The sequence below is a fragment of the Flavobacterium frigidarium DSM 17623 genome (assembly GCF_000425505.1).
GTDB classification, from domain to species: Bacteria; Bacteroidota; Bacteroidia; order Flavobacteriales; family Flavobacteriaceae; genus Flavobacterium; species Flavobacterium frigidarium.
In genome coordinates, this window is the sequence record NZ_AUDO01000008.1 from 86137 (window position 1) to 111563 (window position 25427).

General features: G+C 35.2%; 19 protein-coding genes and 1 tRNA gene. 11 read left to right on the forward strand and 9 right to left on the reverse strand.

Annotated elements, in window-relative coordinates; all coding sequences use genetic code 11:
- Positions 1–17: 17 nt before the first annotated feature.
- The 6 genes from H603_RS0105435 (at position 18) to H603_RS0105460 (ending at position 7800) form a co-directional block, all read left to right on the forward strand.
- Positions 18–2864 carry a heavy metal translocating P-type ATPase gene (locus H603_RS0105435; RefSeq protein WP_026707621.1) on the forward strand — a complete coding sequence of 949 codons (2847 nt, stop codon included), beginning with the start codon at positions 18–20 and terminating at the stop codon, positions 2862–2864.
- A gap of 23 nt (positions 2865–2887) precedes the next feature.
- The gene (locus tag H603_RS0105440) at positions 2888–3364 is read left to right on the forward strand and encodes a DUF305 domain-containing protein (protein ID WP_026707622.1); all 477 of its coding nucleotides are present in this window, start codon (positions 2888–2890) and stop codon (positions 3362–3364) included.
- A complete protein-coding gene (locus tag H603_RS0105445) occupies positions 3354–5702 on the forward strand; it encodes a multicopper oxidase family protein (protein WP_026707623.1) in 2349 nt (782 codons plus the stop codon). Before H603_RS0105440 ends, H603_RS0105445 begins: the two co-directional genes overlap by 11 nt.
- Positions 5703–5966: 264 nt before the next feature.
- Positions 5967–6038 (forward strand) — tRNA-Glu (locus H603_RS0105450).
- Positions 6039–6221: 183 nt separating this feature from the next.
- Entirely contained in the window at positions 6222–7046 is an 825-nt protein-coding gene (locus H603_RS0105455) for an MOSC domain-containing protein (RefSeq protein WP_026707624.1), read from the forward strand.
- 253 nt (positions 7047–7299) lie between these two features.
- Entirely contained in the window at positions 7300–7800 is a 501-nt protein-coding gene (locus tag H603_RS0105460; protein WP_026707625.1) for a CAP domain-containing protein, read from the forward strand.
- 9 nt (positions 7801–7809) lie between these two features.
- On the opposite strand, the gene H603_RS17720 is transcribed toward H603_RS0105460, so the two are convergent.
- From H603_RS17720 to H603_RS0105485, 6 genes are all read right to left on the reverse strand, one after another.
- Positions 7810–8277 carry a phosphotransferase gene (locus H603_RS17720; RefSeq protein WP_262487952.1) on the reverse strand — a complete coding sequence of 156 codons (468 nt, stop codon included), beginning with the start codon at positions 8275–8277 and terminating at the stop codon, positions 7810–7812.
- Positions 8231–8800: a phosphotransferase gene (locus H603_RS17725; protein ID WP_262487953.1), complete on the reverse strand. Its 570-nt coding sequence runs from the start codon at positions 8798–8800 to the stop codon at positions 8231–8233. The genes H603_RS17720 and H603_RS17725 overlap by 47 nt, the downstream gene beginning before the upstream one ends.
- A 67-nt stretch (positions 8801–8867) precedes the next feature.
- A complete protein-coding gene (locus H603_RS0105470) occupies positions 8868–9086 on the reverse strand; it encodes a hypothetical protein (RefSeq protein ID WP_316930251.1) in 219 nt (72 codons plus the stop codon).
- A gap of 37 nt (positions 9087–9123) precedes the next feature.
- Positions 9124–9492 (reverse strand): hypothetical protein, encoded by a 369-nt coding sequence (locus H603_RS0105475; RefSeq protein ID WP_157510403.1) that lies wholly within the window; start codon positions 9490–9492, stop codon positions 9124–9126.
- Positions 9493–9540: 48 nt separating this feature from the next.
- Positions 9541–10707 carry an MFS transporter gene (locus H603_RS0105480; protein ID WP_026707628.1) on the reverse strand — a complete coding sequence of 389 codons (1167 nt, stop codon included), beginning with the start codon at positions 10705–10707 and terminating at the stop codon, positions 9541–9543.
- A gap of 598 nt (positions 10708–11305) precedes the next feature.
- Positions 11306–12385, reverse strand: coding sequence for a PIN domain-containing protein (locus H603_RS0105485; RefSeq protein ID WP_026707629.1), 1080 nt, complete (start codon positions 12383–12385; stop codon positions 11306–11308).
- A 405-nt stretch (positions 12386–12790) separates the two neighbouring features.
- On the opposite strand from H603_RS0105485, the gene H603_RS0105490 reads away from it, so the two are divergent.
- The 4 genes from H603_RS0105490 (at position 12791) to serB (ending at position 17919) form a co-directional block, all read left to right on the forward strand.
- Positions 12791–14116 carry a trigger factor gene (locus H603_RS0105490; RefSeq protein WP_026707630.1) on the forward strand — a complete coding sequence of 442 codons (1326 nt, stop codon included), beginning with the start codon at positions 12791–12793 and terminating at the stop codon, positions 14114–14116.
- A gap of 415 nt (positions 14117–14531) precedes the next feature.
- Positions 14532–15206, forward strand: coding sequence for an ATP-dependent Clp endopeptidase proteolytic subunit ClpP (gene clpP, locus H603_RS0105495; protein WP_026707631.1), 675 nt, complete (start codon positions 14532–14534; stop codon positions 15204–15206).
- Between the two features lie 87 nt (positions 15207–15293).
- Positions 15294–16526: an ATP-dependent Clp protease ATP-binding subunit ClpX gene (gene clpX, locus H603_RS0105500; protein ID WP_026707632.1), complete on the forward strand. Its 1233-nt coding sequence runs from the start codon at positions 15294–15296 to the stop codon at positions 16524–16526.
- Between the two features lie 157 nt (positions 16527–16683).
- Positions 16684–17919, forward strand: a complete 1236-nt coding sequence (serB, locus tag H603_RS0105505) for a phosphoserine phosphatase SerB (protein WP_026707633.1) — start codon at positions 16684–16686, stop codon at positions 17917–17919.
- Positions 17920–18015: 96 nt separating this feature from the next.
- Here serB and H603_RS0105510 read toward each other — a convergent pair whose 3' ends face one another.
- On the reverse strand, positions 18016–19542 hold the full coding sequence (locus tag H603_RS0105510; protein WP_026707634.1) for a GH3 auxin-responsive promoter family protein: 1527 nt from the start codon (positions 19540–19542) through the stop codon (positions 18016–18018).
- Between the two features lie 96 nt (positions 19543–19638).
- On the opposite strand from H603_RS0105510, the gene H603_RS0105515 reads away from it, so the two are divergent.
- Positions 19639–20433: a DUF2797 domain-containing protein gene (locus tag H603_RS0105515; protein ID WP_026707635.1), complete on the forward strand. Its 795-nt coding sequence runs from the start codon at positions 19639–19641 to the stop codon at positions 20431–20433.
- Positions 20434–20665: 232 nt separating this feature from the next.
- Here H603_RS0105515 and H603_RS16545 read toward each other — a convergent pair whose 3' ends face one another.
- The gene (locus H603_RS16545) at positions 20666–23353 is read right to left on the reverse strand and encodes an AsmA-like C-terminal region-containing protein (protein ID WP_051219201.1); all 2688 of its coding nucleotides are present in this window, start codon (positions 23351–23353) and stop codon (positions 20666–20668) included.
- A gap of 215 nt (positions 23354–23568) precedes the next feature.
- Positions 23569–25326, reverse strand: coding sequence for a signal peptide peptidase SppA (gene sppA, locus H603_RS0105525; RefSeq protein WP_026707636.1), 1758 nt, complete (start codon positions 25324–25326; stop codon positions 23569–23571).
- Positions 25327–25427 lie beyond the last annotated feature (101 nt).

Below are 25427 nucleotides of genomic sequence, written 5' to 3' on the forward strand. Positions count from 1 at the left end.
ATTAAAAGAGCCACATTATGAAACATACCTATATAATTGACGGAATGTCCTGCGATGGCTGCCGTAAAAAAGTAGAAAAAGCATTAAACGAAATAGAAGGTGTTCAAGCGACTGTCTCACTTGAGAATAAAGAAGCGGTAATCACCATGGAAAATCATATCCCAACCACAACTTTTGCAACAGCACTAGCCCCTTTGGGTAATTATACCATAAAAATGGAAGGTGACGAAACAGCCGCTGTTCCTGAGGTTGAAAAAAAATCATGTTGCGCATCTGCAACGTCACAAAATCATAGTCACAATCATAGCGTTACACATTCTCACACTCCAGAGCCAGGTAAATATTATTGCCCAATGCATTGTGAAGGAGATAAAGTGTACGATGAAGCAGGAGATTGTCCGGTGTGTGGAATGCATTTAGTACAACAACCTATTCCTGATCAAAAACAACAATATACCTGCCCGATGCATCCCGAAATTGTTGAAAACGAACCTGCTAAATGTTCAATTTGCGGAATGGATTTAGTGCCTTTAGAAACAAATCAAAAAGCTGCTGTTACTGAAGTTGTAGAAAAATCATGTTGTGCATCTGCAACGCCGCACAATCACGATCATAGCGCTGCACATTCTCATGCTGCAGAGCCGGGCAAATATTATTGCCCAATGCACTGCGAAGGAGATAAGGTATATGATAAGGCAGGAGATTGTCCAGTATGCGGAATGGATTTAGTGCAGCAACCTGTGCTGAATCAAAGACAGCAATATACGTGTCCGATGCATCCCGAAATTATTGAAAACGGACCTGGTGATTGCCCAATTTGCGGAATGGACTTAGTGCCTCTAGAGCCAGACGAAAGCGAAGACAATAAAACGTACAATGATTTATGGCGTAAAATGAAAATTTCGATTGCCTTTACATTGCCTATTTTTATCATCGCGATGTCAGACATGATTCCCAATAATCCTTTGATGAAAATCTTTGATATGGAAACATGGAATTGGGTGCAATTTGCGTTGTCACTTCCCGTAGTTTTTTATGCATGTAGCATGTTTTTTGTTCGCGCCTATAAATCCGTAATCACTTGGAATCTAAATATGTTTACCCTTATCGGAATTGGTTCTGGTGTTGCGTTTCTGTTTAGTGTTTTTGGATTATTCTTTCCAGATTTATTTCCGGCGGAATTCAAAACCGAAGATGGGACAGTGCATCTCTACTTTGAAGCTGCCACAGTAATTCTGACTTTAGTTTTACTAGGACAATTGTTAGAAGCACGAGCACACAGCAGAACTAGTGGTTCGATTAAAGAATTGATGAAATTAGCGCCGACTGAAGCAACAATTGTGGTGGACGGAGTAGATAAAAAAATCTCCATCCATGATATTAAAAAAGGCGATTTATTGCGTGTAAAACCAGGTGACAAAATTCCCGTTGATGGAAAAATAACTAAAGGGGAAACTACGATCGATGAGTCGATGATTTCTGGAGAACCTATTCCTGCTGATAAAACGGTTGATGATTCGGTGATCTCAGGAACGATTAACGGAACCAAATCATTTGTAATGGTGGCAGAAAAAATAGGTTCTGAAACCTTGCTTTCGCAAATCGTACAAATGGTTACAGATGCCAGCCGTTCTAGAGCGCCAATTCAAAAATTAGCGGATAGAATTGCGAAGTATTTTGTACCAATTGTAGTAGGGGTTTCAGTAATCACATTCTTCATTTGGGCAATCTTCGGACCTGATCCTGCTTTGGTTTACGGATTCATAAATGCTATTGCGGTGTTGATTATTGCTTGTCCGTGTGCATTAGGTCTGGCTACCCCCATGTCGGTTATGGTAGGAGTAGGGAAAGGAGCGCAATCTGGTGTTTTGATTAAAAATGCTGAGGCGCTTGAAATCATGAACAAAGTAGACGTTTTGATTACTGATAAAACAGGAACCATTACCGAAGGGAAACCTTCGGTGGATAAGGTGTATGCTACGCAAAAGAATGAGCAAGAGTTGTTGCAAATGATTGCTTCACTAAATCAATATAGCGAGCACCCTTTGGCGCAAGCCGTAGTCGATTTTGCGAAAGCGAAAAACACAACGTTAACGGAAGTAAATGATTTTGATTCGATTACAGGAAAAGGAGTTATAGGAACTGTCGCAGGTAAAAAAGTAGCTTTAGGAAACAAAAAATTAATGGATCAAGTGAATGCTCAAATCGATGCAGAACTTGAAGATGCCATCATAGCAGAGCAAAAACTGGGAAAAACAGTTTCTTACATTTCAGTGGATGAGATCGCAGTAGGGTTTGTAACTATTAAAGATGCCATCAAAGCTACTAGTGCAAATGCGATTAAAGAATTAATGGCACAAGGAATTGAAGTCATTATGCTTACTGGTGATAACGAAAATACTGCTAAAGCCGTGGCAGATGAATTGCATTTGACCTCTTTTATTGCCGGTTGTTTACCAGCAGATAAGTTGAACGAAATAAAACGTTTGCAAGCCGAAGGTAAGATTGTTGCTATGGCAGGTGACGGAATCAATGATTCGCCAGCTTTGGCTCAAGCCAATGTAGGGATTGCAATGGGAACGGGATCTGACGCTGCTATTGAAAGTGCAAAAATCACTTTGGTGAAAGGAGATTTACAAGGAATTGTAAAAGCGCAGAAATTAAGCCATGCCGTGATGAAAAACATCAATCAGAATTTATTCTTCGCGTTTTTCTACAACGTGATCGGAATCCCAGTCGCAGCCGGAATTTTATATCCATTCTTCGGATTATTATTATCGCCAATGATTGCCGCTTTGGCCATGAGTTTCAGTTCAGTTTCTGTAATTGCAAATGCACTTAGATTGAGAAATTTAAAATTGTAGTAGTACTATAAAAATGATAAAACATGGAAAATTCAAACAAGAACAACAAACAGTACAATACATTTTTTTTAATGTTAGGTCTTTCATTCGTAGCAATGTACATCACAATGTATTTGAATACTTATTCGATAGACCACGTATATTTTAGTCTTACTAGGTTCTACATGAGCTGTTTGGGGATAGCTGCAATGGCAGTGATAATGTTGTCGCTGATGATGGGGATGTATAAAAATAAGAAGAAAAATGCAGCAATATTTTTAGGGAGTGTCATTCTTTTTAGTTCTGCCTTGTTTCTAGTTCGTACTCAAAAGCCAATTATAGGTGATGTATTATGGTTAAAAGGAATGATTCCTCATCATTCTATTGCCATAATGACTAGTGAAAGAGCAGACATCAAAGATCCTGAAGTAAAAAAGCTAGCTAACGATATAATTAAAGCGCAAAAAAAGGAAATTCAAGAGATGAAATTAATGATAAAAAGATTAGAGAATGAGAAATAATACTATAATTCTATTCGCTTTACTACTACTAACTTCATCGGCAATTAAAGCACAGAAGGTAGTTCGATACGACTTGTATGTTAGAGATACCATAGTGAACTTTACCGGAAAAGAGAAAAGAGCTATTGCAGTAAACGGTCAAATTCCAATGCCGACTTTAACTTTTACAGAAGGTGATATTGCAGAAATTAATGTGTATAATGAATTAAAAGAAGGGACCTCTTTGCATTGGCACGGCTTGTATTTACCCAATAAAGAAGATGGTGTTCCTTATTTGACACAGATGCCTATAAAGCCAGGAACTGAGCATGTGTACCGATTCCCGATCGTTCAATCGGGTACGCATTGGTACCATAGTCATAGCGGTTTGCAAGAGCAAATGGGCATGTATGGTTCTTTAATTTTAAAGAAAAAAGTAGACGATCTAACTTTTAGGAAAGGCATTGATGATCTTCCGCAAGTTCCCGTTATTTTGAGTGAATGGACAGATTATAAACCAGAAAATGTGCATAGAATGCTGCACAATGCTTCAGATTGGTTTGCAATAAAAAAAGGAACGACTCAAAGTTATGCCGAAGCCATTAAAGAAGGTCATTTTAAAACCAAATTAACCAACGAGTGGAAGCGAATGTTGGCGATGGATGTAAGCGATGTGTACTACGACAAGTTTTTGATTAATGGAAAAACGGAAAGTCAGTTATCACAATTTAAAGCAGGTGATAAAGTACGGTTACGCATTTCTAATGGTGGAGCCTCTTCTTATTTTTGGTTGACCTACGGGGGAGGGAAAATAACAGTGGTAGCCAATGATGGAAATGACGTAGTTCCAGTTGAAGTAGATCGATTAATTATTGGTGTTTCTGAAACTTACGATGTGATTGTGACTGTTCCTGATAAAGATACTTCCTATGCATTTTTAGCAACTCCGGAAGATAGAACAAAATCGACTTCAATTTATATTGGAGAGGGCGAAAAAAAAGCCGCCGATCTTCTGCCAAAATTGAAATATTTTGAAGGTATGAAGATGATGAATAACATGATGAATATGGACGGTACCATGGATGACATGGGAATGAGTATGAGCATGCAAAAAATGGATATGAATACCGTTATGTATCCAGAATTGTCAGCAAGTCCAAAAATGGAAATGGATGGTAAAATGGATCATTCCAAAATGAACATGAAATCAGAAGAAATAGATCATTCCAGAATGGAACATTCAATGGCGGGAATGAAGTCTGATAAAATGGATATGAAAGACGCCAAAATGGATCACGCCAAAATGGACCATTCAAAAATGGATATGAGTTCAAAAAAATCCAAGATGGTAACATTGAATTATGGGATGCTCAAATCTCCAACAAAAACTACATTGCCTAAAGAGGTAGCAGTTCGAGAGCTTCGTTTTGAACTGACAGGAAACATGAATCGTTATGTTTGGAGTATGGATAACAAAGTGCTTTCAGAAAGTGACAAAATTTTAATCAAGAAAGGAGAAGTTGTCCGCATTACTTTATACAATAATTCGATGATGCGTCATCCAATGCATTTACATGGTCATGATTTTAGAGTATTGAACGGAAAAGGGGATTATGCACCATTGAAAAACGTTCTAGATATTATGCCAATGGAAACCGATGTAATTGAATTTGAAGCCAATGCTGATGGTGATTGGTTCTTTCATTGTCATATTTTATACCACATGATGGCGGGAATGAACAGGGTTTTTAGTTATGAAAAATCAGCACCCAATCCACTTTTGCCAAATAAAGAGAAAGCATATAAGAAATTACAAGCCGAAAGTAACGCGCTTCATTTTATGGCCGAAAATGATTTTGCGACCAATGGAAATGATGGTCAAGCGATGTTACAAAATGCAAGATGGAGTTTTGGAACCGAATGGCGATTAGGATATCATGATGAACATGGTTACGAATCTGAAACGCATATTGGGCGATACATTGGAAGAAATCAATGGTTTATGCCCTTTATAGGTTTTGATGCACGGTATCGAAAATTAGATCATGGTGAAGTAGAAGAAAATTTATTTGGACAAAGTAGTACCAAAGACAAAAGACTGCAAGTAAGTTTAGGATTTAATTATACGTTACCTCTATTAGTAGTAGCTCAAGCCGAAGTCTACCATGATGGAAACGTTCGTTTTCAAGTGATGCGTGAAGATATACCATTGACCAAAAGATTACGAATGGCATTTATGGTCAATACTGACAGAGAATATATGGGCGGGCTCAAATATATTGTCGGCAAAAATATGGGAATAACGACTCACTATGATAGCGATATGGGTGTAGGTTTTGGATTGAATTTGAATTATTAGACTGTTTTTTCAGTTTGTTTGATTGCGAAATTTGAAGTTGTAGTAAATATTTATGTTTGATTATTATCAGAAAAAAGCTATTTACTATTAAAATGCGGTTTCGTAGTAAAAAAATATTGAATTAAGTTTTTAATGCTATAGTCTAGTTATTAATTATTTAGAATTAATTTTTTAATGAGGGTGTAATTAATTTGGCATCCTCTTTAAAAAATGCTTGCACAACTGAAAAATAGTGCTACTTTTGCACCCGCAATAGAAAAGCAAGGCCCGTTCGTCTATCGGTTAGGACGCATGGTTTTCATCCATGTAAGAGCGGTTCGATTCCGCTACGGGCTACAAAATTCTATTACGCTAGAACGGTTTTTTTAATTAAAAATAGTTCGTCAGTAAAAGATGTGTGTTTTATAACATACCTATTGCAGATTAAAGATAAGCCTCGAAAACGAACTGTTTTCGAGGTTTTTTTTGCTTGTTTGACAATCACTTTTTTGTAAATTTGAGCAAAAAATTAAAGAACCTATGCTGCAACTTTCAGAAATTTGGATCTATCCAATAAAATCTTTAGGCGGAATCAGTCTTGACGCTGCTACTGTTTTGCACCGTGGTTTAGAGCATGATCGCCGATGGATGCTAGTAGATGAGGAAGGAGTTTTTTTATCACAAAGAACGACACCAAAATTAGCCTTATTTAACACGGCCATTAATGGTGATTATTTACAAATCACGCACAAATTACATGAGGGTGAAATGGTAGAAATTCCTTTGTTTCCAAAATTTGATCTTGATGATGAAAAACTAACGGCGGTAGTTTGGGAAGATAGTATTGAATCCTATGAAGTGGATACAACGGTTTCAGAATGGTTTTCAGTTATTTTAAATCGAAAGGTACGATTGGTATACATGCCTGAGGATAGTGCTCGGAAGGTTGATCCCAAATTTGCCTTGACAGCTAATGATATTACTTCTTTCTCCGATGGATACCCATATTTAATTATTGGTCAGTTATCGTTAGACGATTTAAATGCTCGAATGCCTTCACCAATAACAATTAAGCGTTTCCGACCAAATTTTGTTTTCACAGGTGGAACGGCATATCAAGAAGAAACATTCAAGCATTTCAAAATTGGATCAGTATCATTTTTTGGAACAAATGCTTGTGAACGTTGCGTTCTTACCACGGTCGATCCGGAAAAAGGAGTGATTCTAGGCAAAGAGCCCTTGTTTACGCTATCAAAATATAAGAGGTCAGGGAAGAATGTCATCTTTGGTCAAAATGTAATTGCTAAAGAATTAGGAAACATTCTGGTAGGTGATATAATAACTTTATTTAGTAATAATGAGTGATGATTAAATAAAATATCATATTCAAAAAGAAAAGCCATGACAAAGTCGTGGCTTTTTTTGTTGTTTCAAGTACTTGTTTTCTAGTTAATTATTGGTTTTAAAGTGCTTTTCGTCTACACTTAAAGTTTACTCACCGAAAAATAAATAGTGAGCGTTTAGAGAGGTTGTAATTTAGTTAAAGAAAGCAACGATTAATTATTTAATTAGTAACCGATTTTGAAATGCTAAAATTTCAAAACTAATATACAACATTATGAAAACTAATATTTTACACCTTATTTTAACGCTGTCCATATTATTAATTTTTGCTTCATGCTCCTCTGATGCAATGGATCTTATCGCTGATAAAGCTTCCGCTAAATCGGTTTCTTACAGTTATAATTCTGATGAAATTGATACGATTGAATCAATCAACGATTATAGAGAAAGTATAGGTTTGAACAGATTAGAGAAGTTAAGTTTTTTGTCTGTTAAGGCTGATGAACATACTAATTATATGATTGATAAGGCTGTGGCAAGTCATGACGGTTTTACAAAGCGCTGTAACGAAGTGATAAAAACAGTTTCGGCTTCAAAAGTAGGCGAAAATGTTGCCTTTAATTACAATTTATCTAGTAAAGCATTTGATGCGTGGTTAAAAAGCTCAAAACACAAAGAAAATATCGAAGGTAATTTTACTCACATTGGTGTTGCAATTACAAAAAGTGATAAAACAGGTAAAAAATATTATACGACGATCTTTGCGAAAATTTAATTTTAGATCTTATTCACTGATTATAGTGTAGTAATCCAACCACGATTTTAAGCGGGCTACGTACATCAATTTTAAATAGTTTTCGGTCAAAAAAACATTCGACCAATCAAATCTTTGCGATTGCACACCAAGATAAAAAATCCATATTGCAGCTCCTGCCTCAGGAATTAATTGTAATTCTTCAACGGTTAATGAACGAATGCTTTGGTAGCCTTTTAAGAACTGTTTTTTTTTACTCTCGTATTCGGTTTTGTCGCTTTCTATGTGAAACAATTGTTTGCAAAAATAGGCTACGTCTAGAATAAGCGATCCGTTGCCACAAAAATCAAAATCAAAAATTATTATTGCGCTCTCCTCAGTGATACTCATATTATCATACCAAATATCCAAATGAACAATTCCTTCGGAAATCCCAGAATGATCGACACTTTCAAAAGTTTGCGTTATGCGATCGCAAACAGTCTTTAAGTATTGCATTTCTGGATTTTCTTCCGGAAAATGCTGCAACGCTTGCTTGTAGGGCGTTTTTCAGTAAAGTTTCAGGATTATAAGCAACACGGTTACAGCCTTTGTCCACTGTTATTTGATGTAATTGCCCCATGAGCACGCCAATTTTAAAGCAGGTGGCTTCATTCATAAACCGCATTTTTCCGCCTTCGGCAAAAGAAAAAAGTACTGCATGACGCAATCCTTCGGGAGCATTTATATCTTGTATAAACTGTTTGTTTCGATCAGCAATAGGATATGATACGCTAATATTATTTTGTTTTAAAAGTAACAGTAAATCCATTTCAGCTTCAATTTCGTGCTTAGAACGCCAGTTGTAGCAGTACACTCTCAGCACATATTTATGTTCGCCATCAGTAATGAAATACGTATGGTTGATGCCCGTTCTAAACAGTTGACAAGTTGCATTCAGACTCAAATTGTATTTTTCGATAACGAATTGTTCAAGAGCGGTTGCAGAGAGTGTGGTGCTGGTTACTGGAAAATGGGTCATGTTGCGGTTTTTAGTGCAACCCAAAGATATCATTTCAGTATTGATATTAAGTCTTACAGCTGTTTAATCAATCTTTTTTGTCTTGTTGTTCCGTTTGATTTTGTTTTTGGTGTGGCAAACTATCGCCGACATTCATTCCGGATGCCATTCCGATCATAAAAGCGGTTATGATTACCATAATCTTTCTTTTAGCCCAAAGAATAGGGTGCTTAGATTGCTCTAAACGCGATTTGTTTTTCTGTTTATACATGATGTAATTGATAAATGATGGAACATTTGTTGTCATCGTTATGCTATAGAAAGCATAAATACCTAGAAGATTTCTAAGCTATGTATAAACTAGTGTGTGCGTTACGAGCAGTAATGGTCTCGTTTAAAAATAGATTTTGGGCAATAAATGAAGTGATTTTTTGAAATAGTTGGGTTCTACTTTTTAAAATTGCCGGAACGCTAAGGCTGTAGCTGATTGCAAATTGAAGGTACGTAAGCGGAATAGAAAATACGGATTGTGCCGCTGAAATTTGCTTGAAATAGACTGTTTTTGCGCGAGCCGTTTTTGAATTGCTACTTACAATTGCATTTGAAAATTGGTAATATTCAACTGAATTAATAGAAGAAACTAATGCACCATCGTTCACCATCAAGCCAAAAGCAAGAAAGAGCGCAATAAGATATTTTAGTTGTTTGATCAATTGAAGGGTTGTTAATCTAAAACAAATGTAAGTATTTTTTTAATTGCACTAATCTTTTTTGCGTAAAGCCAATAATCCAAATATAGGGCCAATAGCCAAACAAGAGAAAATCAAACTGTTATTGGTGAACAACTGCAACGAACTGATTAACTGTATGCTGATAATTGTGATAGCAAAGCCAATGCTGTTTACCAAGGTAAGTGCAGTTCCTTTTACTTCGGCGGGCGCATTTTGTGCTACGAGGGTAGAGAGTAAAGGAGAATCGGCAACTACGGCCATACCCCAGAAAAGTAAGAAAGTAATAAATAATATAGCCGAAGGTTGGATGAATAATAGTGGCGAAATAAGACAACAAATACAAGATAGCAGTAGCGCAACAGTCGCTATTTTTTTAGTGCCAAAATTTTCTGATAAATAACCACCAAGCACACAAGCAAGTCCGCCAATACCAATAATAACAAATGATAAAATAGGAATATTGAATTGGGTTTCGGGATGGAGATTGGTGTAGGTGATTAGCATTAATGGGACAAAAGCCCAGAAAGTATAGAGTTCCCACATATGACCAAAGTATCCAAATGCAGCGGTACGTAAATTTTTATTTTCGAAAATTCTAAAAAAGGCTTTGATGTTGACTCCTTGACTTGGTTTTCTAAAAGGACCGTCAGGAACTAAAACCACCATCATCAACCCACCTAAAATGGCTAGTCCAGCAGTGCAGAGAATGACAAGTTCCCAAGGCAAACCAGAAGTCATCCCTTTAAGAAAATGCGGGAAAGCAGTTCCTAAAACGAGCGCGCCAACTAAAAAGCCAAGCGATTTTCCTAGTCCTTTTTCGAAATAATCGGCGGCAATTTTCATTCCTACTGGATAGATTCCGGCAAGGAAAAAACCAGTTAGAAATCGAATACTTAACATGCTAGCGAGATTATTTCCATCCCATAAAATCCCTAGATTACAAGCAGCCCCAAGCAAAGCACTGATTAAAAATACTTTTGAGGGTGAGAAACGATCGGCTATGGCCAATAGAGCAAATACTAATGTTCCTAAGATAAAGCCAAATTGCACCGCTGAAGTCAAATAACTCACGACACTCGGGTTGAGGTTAAAATGCATTACTAAATCACTCATAACAGCATTGCTAGCAAACCACAAGGAGGTGCAACAAAATTGAGCGATAACAATTATAGGAAGAACGTTTTTTAAGGGTTTCATTGTGCTTTTATTTTGAAGGCTACTTTATAGCTGAGGATTGCAAAATTAAAGCATTAATTAGAATTGAAACTTTTATTTAATATTCTTTTGGCGTTTAGTATGTCATTGCTATGGAGCTGCGCCATTATGGTTACTGTATTGCATTTTGTATTGCATTTTTGTTTGATTTAAAATATTGAGATTACTTCATTCTTCTTAATTAATTTAAGCTAGTTTCTTAAAGCGACGCTAGAAGTAATTATAGCTGCTGCAACACATTGATTTTACTTTTATACTCGATTGTTTCGAGTACGGCTTCTACATTTGCTCTATCGGATTTGATTCAATGTTATTATTTTCTAATATTAAGAAATACATATTATTTAAAGAGTATTTAACGTTCCACTCAAAGTTAAGAGGTTTAGCTTGTTTTTGGTGTATATGCTAATTAATTGTTTGTAACAGCTTAGTAAAGTATTTCTGCTTTACTTAATTTTTTGATTATATTTAATAGTCAGGCGTTATAAAGTTGTGATATCTCGCATTTGTGTTTATAAAGTAGCTACGATAGGTTAACACTAAAACTCGTAGAGTAGTATTTTTTTTGTAATGAGCTTTTTTATAATAGGCCAAACAAGTTGATTTCTAAGTTTTTGACGAGATTTGTGCTAGTGTCAAAATTAAATGATATATTCATATAGGCCTTACTGAAAATAGTCATAGTCACATAATCAGTATTTATTTCCACTCGATGTTTTCGTGGAAAAGATGAATTATTCTCATTATAAAACTTTAGCGGAAGCATCAACTGTATCTCTATATTCTGCAAAAAGAACCTTAGTTCTCCAAAAAACTTATTTACCTCTATTTCCTTCCAGTGCAGTAACGTAGGGTCTTCAATCCCTGCTATAATTCGGAAGTTAAAGGTTGTAAGATATGCTAACTTCTCAAATGCGCGAGAATGTTCTTTTAGTATATCAGTGAGCCATTCTTGCGATTGAGAATTTATATATTGTTCAATACTTTGTTCAATAATTAATTGTTGAGGATAAATGAAATCTGTCATAATTATTTCAGATGTATATTTATGTTCATCACGCACCTCGGCGTTAATAAAGTCCTTTATAGATTCGTACACTTTAAAATTATTAGTTATACCGTATGATTTAATATCATCTGCCAAGTTATCATGGAGATTTGTTTTTGTTAAGTCAAAAAAATCGCTAGAGTTATTATTTATAAAAGCTACATCTTCATTTTTTTTTAATTTTAAATAATCTAAAAATGATAGCCAGATTAAGGTGTCTCTAAATCCTTTATCGTCCTCTTTAAAAGGCTTGATTTTTTTTATTGCCCTTTTAACGACCTGTTCATTGGAGACTTCGGTAAAGTGAAAAAAATCTACATAATCGGTACGTTGTGTTAGCAAATTTTTAAAAGAATAGACTTGATTTGGCAGTTCAGGGAGTATTTCTGAAGTTGTGTTATTAAGTGCATTAAATTTTTTGAAATTATTTTTTAAAGTGGTTCTAATAGCATTTAATTCTTCACGAAATTTATTATCTATTTCATCACATACAATATCAGAAACAGCTAAGGTTGAATTAGTGTTTTCTAAAAAATTTAATAAAAATTGAAAATTGGCATTTTGTAAATGCCAGTGCCCGTAAATTATATTAGTATCAATAAATATAATCATCTGTGAATGAGTTTTAGTTTGTAAGAAGTATTATAATTTTAATTTCTTGGAAGAGACGTATAAGTATTAATAATCTCCGTGAGCAATTGTTTATATCCAAATATATGCTATTTATCTTATAAACTCTTTAACTCAAAACTTTCTTATAAACTAGAACTTGCGTGAAGGATGGCAGTGGAGCTCTTTATTGTTTACCCGTAGGGTAAAAAATAAAAGCGGGAACGTACAGCCTGACCCTTGCGGTCACGCCCAAAATTAAAGTGTGATTTCTATTTTAAAGTGATTAGTTGCACTTGCTTTTAATGGGGATGGCAAGCAAAATGATGGTGTATAAAAAAGCTTGGTTGGCTTGGAAAAATTTTATAATTTTGCATTCCGAATTTATAATGTAAATTAAAGAACAAGATGGATATCAAAAGAGTAGCAATAGACGCTGTTAATGAAACAATTGTAATGACAGTTGTGAACATGGATTATAAAGGTCAAGTAGCAAAAAGAATAAACGAAAAAATGCCTCTTGCAACTGTAAAAGGTTTTAGAAAAGGACAAGTTCCTAAAGATCTTGTTGCAAAACAATACGGTAGAGGGATTAAAGAAGAGGAAGTTAAGAAAGTTGTTGATCTAGCTCTAGAGCGTTTCATTCAATCTGAAAGATTAAACCTTCTTGGAACTCCGCTTCCTAAAGTGAACGAAAACTTTGATTGGGATGCTGAAGAGTTGACTTTTGAGTACGAAATTGGATTAGTTCCTGACTTTACTTTAGACTTAGAAGCTAAAAACGATATCGTAAAATATGTTGTTACTGCTGATGATAAATTAATTGATGATCAAGTAGCGCGTATCCAAAAACAATTTGGTACTGCAATTCCTCAAGAGGCTGTTACTGCTGAATCTGATGTTACGGGGACATTCTCTAACGAAGAAAAAGGAATTAATAATGCAACTTCAATCAATGCTGAACTTTTTAAAGATGAAGCAACTTTTAACCTTTTTGTAGGTAAAAAAGTAGGTGATGTTGTTACTGTAAATACAAAAGGTTTATTTAATGACGACCACCAATTGATGGACGTTATGAAAGTAGAACATGATGATGTTCACGGTTTAGAGGTTGATGTAAACTTCACTATCGAAGGAATCAACACAGCTGAGCCAGCAGAATTGAATCAAGAATTGTTTGATAAATTGTTTGGTGAAGGTAAAGTTGCTTCACTTGACGAATTGAAAGCAAAAATTAAAGAAGATGCTGAGAACCAATTTGCAACTCAAGCGGACCAAAAATTATTAGGTGATGTTACTGAGTTCTTAATTGAGAGCACTAAATTTGAATTGCCTGCTGCATTCTTGAAAAAATGGTTGCAGACTGTAGGTGAAAAACAAATGACTCCAGAAGAGGCTGAAGTTGAATACGAGCGTTCTGAAAAAGGATTGCGTTTTCAATTAATCGAAGGTAGAGCAATGGCTCAATCTGACATTAAGATCACTTTTGAAGACTTAAAAACATTTACTACAAAAAATATCCGTCAGCAAATGGCACAATTCGGACAAACGAATCCTACTGATGAAGAAGTTCAAGGGATTGTTGCAAGAGTTTTGTCTAATCAAGACGAAGTGAAAAGACTTTCTGACCAAGTGGTTGCAGAGAAGTTATTGGAATTGTTTAAAGAAAAAGCAAACCCTACAACTAAAGAAGTTACTTACGATGAATTTATCGCTGCGTCTTACGGAGAATAAATTTGGAGTTGTCAACTTGTAAATTTCAATATCAAATGCCTTAATTGTGCGAGAGATTATTAAAATTTTATGATTTGATTACAAACAGTAAACAATAAAAAATAGTTATATTTGAGCGTCAGAAATTTATTTTTGGCGCTCTTTTGTTATTTATAATTTGGGAGCTCCCGATGGTTATCGGGTCCAGCTTTTTGTTGCAAGTTTTTTTATCTGTTTATATTTTATATTATTATTGCAAGAGCTTCCTTTAGTCGCTTTGCTCTAATTACAAAATCAAAAAACAGCTTTCAAAAAGCTTTATAATGCAATCTGGGCTAAAAAAATTAAGACATATTGACATATCTATAAATAGGAACGACCTTTGCAATAGATATAAGATAATTAGACAATAAAGTACAACTTAGAACACATACACATGAACTACGGTAAAGAATTTAAAAAGTTTGCTACAAAGCATCAAGGAGTAAATGCCATGTATTACGATAAAATCGTTGCGGCTATGAACCCTACAAATATGACTCCTTATATTATTGAAGAACGTCAATTAAATATTTCTCAACTAGATGTTTTTTCTAGATTGATGATGGATAGAATTATCTTTTTAGGAACAGGAATCGACGACCAAATCGCAAACATTGTACAAGCACAATTGTTATTCTTAGAAAGCGCTGATGCTTCTAAGGATATCCAAATTTACTTGAACTCACCAGGAGGAAGTGTTTATGCAGGTTTAGGAATATATGATACTATGCAATACATTAAGCCAGATGTAGCTACAATTTGTACAGGTATGGCAGCTTCTATGGGAGCAGTATTGTTATGTGCAGGAGCAGAAGGAAAACGCTCAGCATTACCTCATTCAAGAGTAATGATTCACCAACCATCAGGAGGAGCACAAGGTGTAGCTACTGATATGGAAATCAACTTACGCGAAATGTTGAAATTAAAAGATGAATTATATAACATCATCTCACACCACTCAGGACAAACATTTGATAAAGTACACGCTGATAGTGAGCGCGATTACTGGATGAAAGCAGATGAGGCTAAGGAGTACGGAATGATTGATGAGGTTTTGAGAAGAGGATAAAAATATAGTTACAAGTTTAAGGTTTAAAGTTTAAGGTTGCTGCGGTAACTTTAAACTTTAAATATTTTAAGCTTTAAACAAAAAAAGATGGCGAAAGAAAAATTAGAATGTTCGTTTTGTGGAAGAAAGAAGCCAGAAACTAATTTATTAATAGCGGGTATTGATGCACACATTTGTGATAAATGTATCGAGCAAGCACACGGAATTGTTTTAGAGGAATTAAAAGCATCAGGAAGTACGAATCTTGTAGGTGATTTAATTTTGAAAAAGCCGAAAGAAATTAGAGCTTTCCTAGATCAATACGTTATTGGGCAAGACCAGACTAAAAAAGTGATGTCAGTTGCGGTTTACAATCACTACAAGCGTTTAATGCAACAGCAACAAGACGACGAAGTAGAGATTGAAAAAAGTAATATCATCATGGTAGGGCAAACAGGGACAGGAAAAACATTAGTTGCTAAGACCATTGCAAAAATGTTAGACGTTCCTCTAGCTATCGTTGATGCTACCGTATTAACAGAAGCTGGTTATGTAGGAGAGGATGTTGAGAGTATCTTAACGCGTCTATTACAAGCGGCTGATTATGATGTTACAAAAGCAGAACGCGGAATCGTATTTATTGACGAAATTGATAAAATTGCTCGTAAGAGTGACAACCCATCAATCACGCGAGATGTATCTGGTGAAGGTGTGCAACAAGCATTACTTAAATTATTAGAAGGAACAGTTGTAAATGTGCCACCAAAAGGAGGACGTAAACACCCAGACCAAAAATTTGTTGAGGTAAATACACAAAACATCTTGTTTATTGCTGGTGGAGCTTTTGACGGAATCGAAAGAATAATTTCGAAACGTTTGAACCGTCAAGCGGTAGGATATTCTACTTCAAAAAATACAGACAATATCGATAAGGATAATTTATTACAATACATTATTCCTAAGGATATCAAAGATTTTGGATTGATTCCTGAAATCATTGGTCGTTTGCCTGTGCTTACACATATGGATCCATTAGATAGAGAAACATTGCGTTCGATTTTGACTACGCCTAAAAATGCTTTAATCAAGCAGTATCAAAAATTATTTTTGATGGATGAGGTGGAGTTCTCAATCACTGATGAGGCATTAGACTTTATTGTTGATAAAGCATTAGAGTACAAGTTAGGTGCTCGTGGATTGCGCTCATTATGTGAAGCAATTTTAACTGACGCGATGTACGAATTGCCGAGTTCAGATAATAAGAAACTAGAAATCGATAGAGCATACGCTGAGGAAACGTTGAATAAAAATTTATTGAAACGATTGGAGATTGCATCTTAAAAATTGCATTTTTCTTAAAAATACAAACCTGTTCATTGATTTGAACAGGTTTTTTTTGGTCTAAATTATCGTATTTGTTATTGTTTTAAAAAATAGAGAGTATCCTTTCTTTATAAGTTTTAGAATCCCGATTTTTGTTTGCTCAAAGTATATTATCATGACTCTAGAAGACAAAGAGATTATTTTATTAAAAGTTTCCGGTCAGGATAAACCGGGAGTGACTGCGGGTTTAACTTCGATTTTGGCCAATTATGAAGCGACTATATTAGATATAGGTCAGGCTGATATTCATGATACATTATCATTAGGGATTTTATTCGAAATTAAAGCAGGCTCGTCATCGGCACCTATTTTAAAAGATTTATTGTTTAAAGCCTACGAGTTAGAAATAAAGGTGAAGTTTACGCCAATTTCTATTGATGATTATGAACATTGGGTAAGAGGACAGTCTAAAAAGAGATACATTGTCAATATTCTAGGTGAAACGCTTGCGGCCGGACAAATGGCTGCAGTGACTCAAATTTTGTCTGATCAAAATTTAAATATCTACGCCATCAAAAGGTTAACAGGTAGAGTTTCAATTATCGATAAAGGGATGTATCCTCGTTCTTGTGTGCAGTTATCTGTATCGGGAGAGATATTGAATAAGACCTTAATCACGGCTAAATTCATGGAGATTTCGAGAACGTTAGACGTTGATATCTCATTTCAAGAGGATGGGATTTATCGTAGAAACAGACGCTTAGTTTGTTTTGATATGGACTCTACTTTGATTCAAACAGAGGTTATCGATGAACTAGCTGATCTTGCAGGAGTGGGAGAGCAGGTAAGAGCAATCACAGAATCAGCAATGAATGGCGAAATTGATTTTAGCGAAAGCTTTAAACAACGTATGGCATTACTTGAAGGACTGAGCGAAGAAGTATTGCAAAAAGTAGCGGAGAATTTACCTATTACACAAGGAGCACATCGCTTGATGAAAGCATTAAAATATTACGGTTATAAAACCGCGATACTTTCAGGCGGATTTACTTATTTTGGTAAGTATTTACAAAAAGAATTGGGTATTGATTATGTGCACGCTAACGAATTAGAAATAATCGATGGCAAGCTAACAGGGAAATATTTAGGAGAAATTGTAGATGGTAAGAAGAAGGCAGAACTCTTGCAATTAATCGCAGATAAAGAGGGTGTACACATCAACCAGACAATTGCAGTAGGAGATGGAGCCAATGATTTACCAATGCTAAATTTAGCCGGTCTTGGAATCGCTTTTCATGCCAAACCTACAGTCAAAGAAAGCGCGTCGACATCTATTTCAAGCTTAGGCTTAGATGGTGTATTGTATCTATTAGGGTATCATGACAGGCATATTGACATGATGATGGAGTAATATCACTATAAGCATATAAAATAGCCTTAGTTCTTTGTGAGAGCTAAGGCTTTTTTTGTTTTTATTGGATACTATTTTAAGATGTGTAAGCTGTGGTTAAAGTGCTACTCTAACTTGCATTTCTTTCAATTGTTCTAAGTAGTCTCTTTGATTAGACAGTCTAGGAATTTTATGTTGGCCACCTAATTTGTCTCGATCTTTTAACCAGTCATAAAACAAATTTTTGCGTGCTATATTTATAATCAAAGGATTTAATGTCATGTTATTGGTACGCTTCGCCTCGTAATCAGAATTGAGTGTTTGTAGCGTTTCATCCAGTATTTTATGAAAAGCCTCTATATTTTCAGGAGCTTTCTTGAATTCGATCATCCACTCGTGTGCGCCTTTTTCTTTGCCTTCCATAAAAACGGGTGCAACGGTGTAATCGACTACTTCGGTGTTCGTTTCTCTACATGCTTTGGCTATAGCCTGATCGGTATTTTCGACCATTAACTCTTCTCCAAAAACATTAATATGGTGTTTTGTTCGTCCCGTAACTCTAATTCTGTAAGGGCTCAAAGAGGTAAAACGAACAGTGTCTCCTATTAAATAACGCCATAATCCTGAATTTGTAGTAATAACAATAGCGTAGTTTTTAAACAATTCTACATCAGCAAGGCGAACAACTTTTTGGTTTGGTGTATCAAAAGTGTCCATTGCAATGAATTCGTAAAAGATACCATAATCTAGCATTAACAATAAATCGCTAGAATAATTCAAATCTTGAATGGCAAAGAAGCCTTCAGAGGCATTGTATATTTCGTAATATTTAAATTCTTTCTTAGGTAGGATTTTTTGATATTGTTCGCGGTAGGGTTCAAAATTCACTCCTCCGTGAAAATACACTTCTAAGTTTGGCCATACTTCAAATAGATCTGTTTTTCCAGTTTCTTCAATCATGCGGTTCATTAAAACCAACATCCATGAAGGAACTCCAGCAAAACTAGTCACATTCTCTTTCTTGGTCTCGTTAATAATGGCGGCCATTTTTGACTCCCATTCGCTCATCAGTGATATTTTACTACTTGGTGTGCTGCTAAACTCTGCCCAGATAGGCATGTTTTCGATCAATATAGCTGATAAATCTCCAAAAGAGGTGTTGTTGTTTTCGTATATTTGGGAGCTTCCACCTAGACGCAAACTCTTACCTGTAAACAATTCTGAATTTTCATTATTGTTTAAATACATGCATAATAAATCCTTACTCCCTTTATAGTGGCAATCCTCAAGCGCACTGCTACTTACGGGGATAAATTTACTTTTTGCGTTTGTTGTACCGCTCGACTTGGCAAACCATTTTATTGGCGAATTCCAAAACAAGTTTTGCTCTCCACTACGGGTACGCTCAATTAAAGGGTGTATGTCTTCATAAGCAACGATAGGCACACGCTCTGCAAATGTAGCGTAAGACTTTATAGAGGCATAATCATAATCACGTCCCATAACCGTATCTTTTGCTGAGGTAACCAAATTCATTAGCAATTCCTCTTGTACCTCATTAGGGTATTTTAAGAAGAGTTCAATTTGGTGGATTCGTTGTTTTAGAACCCAAGAAGCGAATGAATTAATAATGGTTAGTGGCATTTTTTAAATTAGGAGTTATGAATTATGCGTTACGAATGATAACTTTACCAAAAATAACATTTTTTGTTAAAAATCAAACTTTAAAGAGTAAACTAAATGCAATACGAAGGCGTACTGACCAAAATGCAAACTGAATATGGAGACCCTATTCAATACTACTTGGTTTTTGAAGACAGTTTTTTAAACGTAAACCAGTTATTAGGCAAAGATATTTCGATAGATTTTTTGGGATATCAGTGTTTAAATTGCGGTAAAAAGAAAAAGATTTTTCGTCAAGGTTTTTGTTATGACTGTTTCTATTCTAGCGCTGCTGTTGGGGATTGGATCATGAAGCCGGAGTTAAGTACTGCGCATTTAGAAATTGAAGACCGTGATTTAGAGTATGAAAAAAGAGTACAATTGCAACCACATATTGTGTATCTAGCGCTTTCTAGCGAGGTGAAAGTTGGTGTTACTCGTGGCACGCAAATGCCCACGCGATGGATCGATCAAGGTGCAAATGAGGCAATTGCTATTCTAGAAGTTCCCAACCGTTATCTTGCCGGAATCACTGAGGTGGCTTTAAAAAATCATTACGCAGACAAAACAAATTGGCGCAAAATGTTAACTAATGATGTTCCTCCAGCCGACCTAATTGCCGAAAGAGCAACGCTTGAAAACTTGATTCCTGAGGAAGCTAAGGAATATTTTCATCTAGACAAAAATGATCTATACCGCATGCAGTATCCTGTGCTTGAATATCCTACAAAGGTAAAAAGCTTAAGTCTCGATAAAACGCCGAGATTTCAAGGTAAATTAACGGGTATAAAAGGGCAGTACCTAATATTTGAAGATGGGACTGTTTTCAATATTCGCAGTTCTGAAGGCTATGTAGTGCGCATTCAAGTATAAAAGTATATTGTTATTGGGCGTGACCTTAAATAAAATTTATTCTAATTTTATTTAAGGTCGGGCTATCCGCTGTATCTTTTTTTCTTGAAAACAAGATAAAAAGGATGCCGCTACTATCCCTCACGCGGCCTTGTACTATACAATGATTATTATCTAAAAATCATATAAAAAAAAGGGATGCACAATTAGCTAATTGGGCATCCCTTTTTTATAAACGTTTTATACTGTCACACTACGGATTCTGTTCCGTTTCTGTAGCTGGTGGAGTTGTCGCTGCAGGAGTTGTGGTTTTCTTTTTATTCAATAGTCCTTTTAATAAACTTGTAGCTTGTTTTTTTACTTCGACTTTTGCTTGTTCCTGTACTTCAGCTTTTGTGGTAGGAACCACTGTCTTAGTCGTGTCTCCTGGTTTTTTATTCTTATTGATAAGGTCGGTTAATTTTGATGTCCCTTTGCTGATTAATTCTGCTTTCTGTTGTTGAATCAATTGATTCGTCAAATTAGTTACCGCTGTTTTAAGATCAGTAGAGATTTTTGGGTTTGTGAAACTTCCCGTCATTAATGCATTAATCGGAATGCTTTCTAACTTGGCAGCATCTGTCGGTGTTAACTTTGCTATGAGCGCATTAGCATCTGATCCCAAATATTTAGCTGGTACATCAAATTTCAAACTGTAATTCATAGTTTGGTCAAAACCGTGCGTTCCACCTATTGTTGCTTTAATGTCTTTGTATTTAATATCAAACGGACGTACGTTCACTTGACCGTCTTTAAAAGTAATCGCTGCTTTTAAATCATTAAAGTTGATCTTGCTCAAATCTAAAAATTTGATATTTGAAGTCAGCGCTGTCAACAGAGTTGAATTGCTAGCATTTACCGTAGTCGATAACAATTGACCTAATAAATCTCCAGTCAAACTTTTAAGATCTGGACTCATGTCATTTGTTAGATTTCCATTTAATTTAATAGTAGAGTTCAATTTTCCATTGATGATACCTGCAATAGGAGCTAGTTTTTTAAGCATATCTAGTTGGGTAAAGGATTGTGCTATGTCCACCTGATTCAGTCCTAAATTCATGTCAAATACGGGCGTTTTTCCTTTCGTAGAAACAGATCCGTTCAAACCTATGCTTCCTCCAAAAATAGAAGTCTTTACGTTTTCCATGGTTACTTTTTCGTCCTTCACGAGTAGTTTTCCTGAGACGTCTTTTAATGTTAAGTTGTCATACAAAACAGTATTGGCTTTCGCGCTAAGCGTACAATTTAAAAAAGCCGGAATTTTCATAGCTTCCGTTGCTTGTGGAGTTGTTTTGGTTGCCGTCTTGTTTGCAGTATTTCCTGTGCTGGCTGTTGTGCTTCCGGTTGTCATGAAGTCGCTTACTGCAAGTTGGTTAGAAAATAAAGTAAAGTTTCCTTTTAACTCTTGGTTTTTAAAGATGAATCCATAAAAATTCTCAAGAATTCCCGTTACACTAATATCACTTTTTCCAGTAGCTGCGTTAAATTGTTTCAAGTTAACTTGACTAGGATTGAATTGTACGAGTGCTGTACTTATATTTAAAGCTTTTCCGTTTTCATCAGTATATTTAAACCCAAATAGGCTCATTGTTCCCGCATTATTAATATTTTGGTATTGACTATTCTCTACAGATTGCATATCAAATTTAGTAGTAACATCTGCTTTTAAAATTCCAGATAGCGGTTTGTCTAGCTTAATAGGATAGGCTTGTGAAAGGTTTCCTAAATTAACTGTTCCTTTTAACATCGCATCTACAATAGCATTTTGAGTGACATTCGTAATTTTTGCTTTAGCGTTAAAAACATCTTGATCAATTTTAAAAGAAAGCTTATCAAGGTTTACGTAAGTGTCATTTAAAATACCTGTTTCATTGATAATTTTAGTATCGATTACAATATTTTGAACTGATTTAGGCAAGTCAGGATATTTAAAAGAGGCGTTATTTGATGCAATAGCAATATTAAATTTAGGAACAGTAGTGTCAGAATATCTTCCTTTAGCAAAACCAACAATAGTAAAATCTCCTGTCGTTTTTACGTTGTCTAAGCTAGATGCATATGCTGCAGGAATCACTCCCAAGAAGTTTTTAAACGACGAGGTAGGTGTTTTAAATTTTAAATCATAATCTTGTCCGCCTTCAACGATTTGGATGAAACCATCAAATTCAAGAGGCAATTGATTAATTAGTGCTTTGTTTTCTTTAAAGCTGTATTTGCTGTCTTCTAAATCGATTCCTAAAACAGCATCAAGTGTCAGTGCTACATTTTTCATGTAGTTCACCTTGTCCATATCAAGTGAGACCTTTGTTGTAGTTTGAGTAACCAAATCTAATTTTGATGCTGCAAAATCTCCTGTGCCTTCATGATTAATACTGTCAAGTACTAATTTTATTTTAGAGGATTCATCGTAATATTTAAATCTTAAGTTATCCACTTTGTAATTTTGAATATTTAGTGACAGCTTGCTGTCGCTACTCTCAGTAGCTGGCTTGTCATTTTTTATCGCTATATCATAGTTACCCAGGCCATCTTTGTTAAACAAAATATTCACAACACCGTTCTTAGTGGCTATTCCTTGAATATTCATAGTCTCGTTAGCATCCTTAAAAAGTTCTTTAACTGACATTTTTAAGTCTAGTTCACCTAAGGAAACTAAAGTGTCTCCAGCAAACGGAGCTTTATTAATAATTAGCAGACTGTCTAGTGTTAAACTTGCATTGGGGAAATTTTTAAACAGACTCAAATTTGCATCTTTAAAACTTACATTAGCATCGACTTTACTATTGATAATTGTGGTTATTTTTGCCGTGATTTGGTCTTTAAAAAAGTAGGGAATTGCAAACAGTGATGCCACTACTAATAAAAGTAATCCTGCAAGTATTTTTAAGGTTGTCTTAAGCATATTTTTTTTAATTTATTTAATATTGTAATGATGAAATTAACATCATTAATAATACAAAAATAGCATTTTAACGATAGTAGCCTTTTAAAATTTTCATAAATAAAGACATACAGGCATTTAAAGCTGGTTTTAGGCTTTCGTAATTTTTGAAATGACATAAAAAAAATCCGCTACAAAATGATGTAGCGGATTTGAATTTTAGAATTTTTCTGTGACTATTGAATGCTAATTTCAAATGGCATTAAAGCTTGAATTCCTTTTTGTGATTGCATCTTTTTTACTTTCTGCATTAACTTATAGTTTTCTTCACCAATCTCTTGAATGAATGATTCTTTTGTTTTCATAAATGGTAATCCAGAAAGCATGTCGTTGAAATCTTTCTTGTATTCAGGATAGTTCTGTGTGCTGTAATTTTTAGTTTTCGATAATAAAGCAGCTTCTTTAATTGCGGCATCTAAACCACCAATTTTATCAACTAAGCCAATTTTGATAGCTTCTGAACCAGACCAAACTCTCCCTTGAGCAATAGCATCTACTTGTTCGAATGTCATTTTTCTTCCTTCAGCTACATGGTTTACAAATGTTTTATAGATGTGCTCAACTCCTTCTAACGTTACCTCTTTGAATTTTTCGTCCAAAGGTACAAAAGGACTGTATCCTGCTGAGTTTTTATTAGTATTCACTTGTTCTACATGAATTCCAATTCTCGAACTTAATTCGCTGAAATTAGGTAAAATTCCAAATACTCCAATTGATCCAGTTATTGTATTGTTTTCAGCAAATATTCTTGATGCGTTGCAGGCGATATAGTATCCTCCAGATGCAGCGTAATTACCCATTGAAACCACTACTGGTTTCACTTTTTTTGTTAATTCGACTTCTCTCCAGATTAGGTCAGATGTTAGTGCGCTTCCACCCGGACTGTCTACACGAAGTACGATTGCTTTTACCTTTTTATTTTCTCTAGCTTCTTGTAATGATCTACGCATTGATCCTTCACCAATTGTGTTTACATCACCTTCACCACTTTGAATTTCACCTTGTGCATAAATAATTGCAATTTGGCTATCACCCTCAACGGTTTCAGATGTTGTTAAAACCTTTTTAGTGTAGTCAATAATAGAAATTTTATTATATTCTTTGTCAGCGGCTACTTTTAATCTCTTTTTGATGTCATTGTGATATACATCTTCGTACGCAATTACATCGATCATCTTTGCCGCTTTGGCCATTTCTGGTGTGCGTGCTAGTAGTCCGTCTGCAATTTCATTTAAACCTTGTACCGATATGTTTCTACTTTTCGAAATATCACTAGTCACAGAAGACCAGATCGAATTTAAAAGAGCGGTAACTTGTTCTCTGTTTGCAGGGCTCATTTCATTTTCAAGAAAAGGTTCTACTGCACTTTTATATTTTCCATGGCGAATCACTTCCATCTTAATTCCTGATTTTTCCTGTAGGTCTTTATAAAACATCACCTCTGATGATAGTCCTTTAAATTCCATTTCACCTACTGGATTCAAGTAAACAGTATTGGCAACCGAATTAATGTAATATGCTTTTTGCGAATACACATTAGCATATGATAAAACGAATTTCCCTGATTTTTTAAAATCTTCTAGCGCGTCTCTCAACTCTTTACTTTGCGCCATTCCTAAAGAGGATTCTTGGTTCAAAATAGAGATACCTTTAATATCACTATCTGATTTTGCAACTTTGATGGCATGGATGATATCTATAACGCCAACTTTTGCATTGTCAGAGAAAACAGTAACCCATGGGTCCTCATATTTACCTGCAAAGTCGTAATTGATGTTTTTTAAATCAAGTTGGATAACCGAATCTTCTTTTACTGTAACGCCTTCAGAATCTCCACCAAAAATGGCTCCTATGAAAATGATTCCAAAGAAAAAAAGCATACAGAACACAAATAAGCCAATAATTGTGGCTAATACATTTCCTAAAAACTTCATAACTATATTTTTTTTAATAAGTAGGTTAAATGGGGTAATTGTTACAGCGAAGTACTGTTTTAATTTTTAAAATTTTAAGCGTAACACTTTGTGCAAAGATA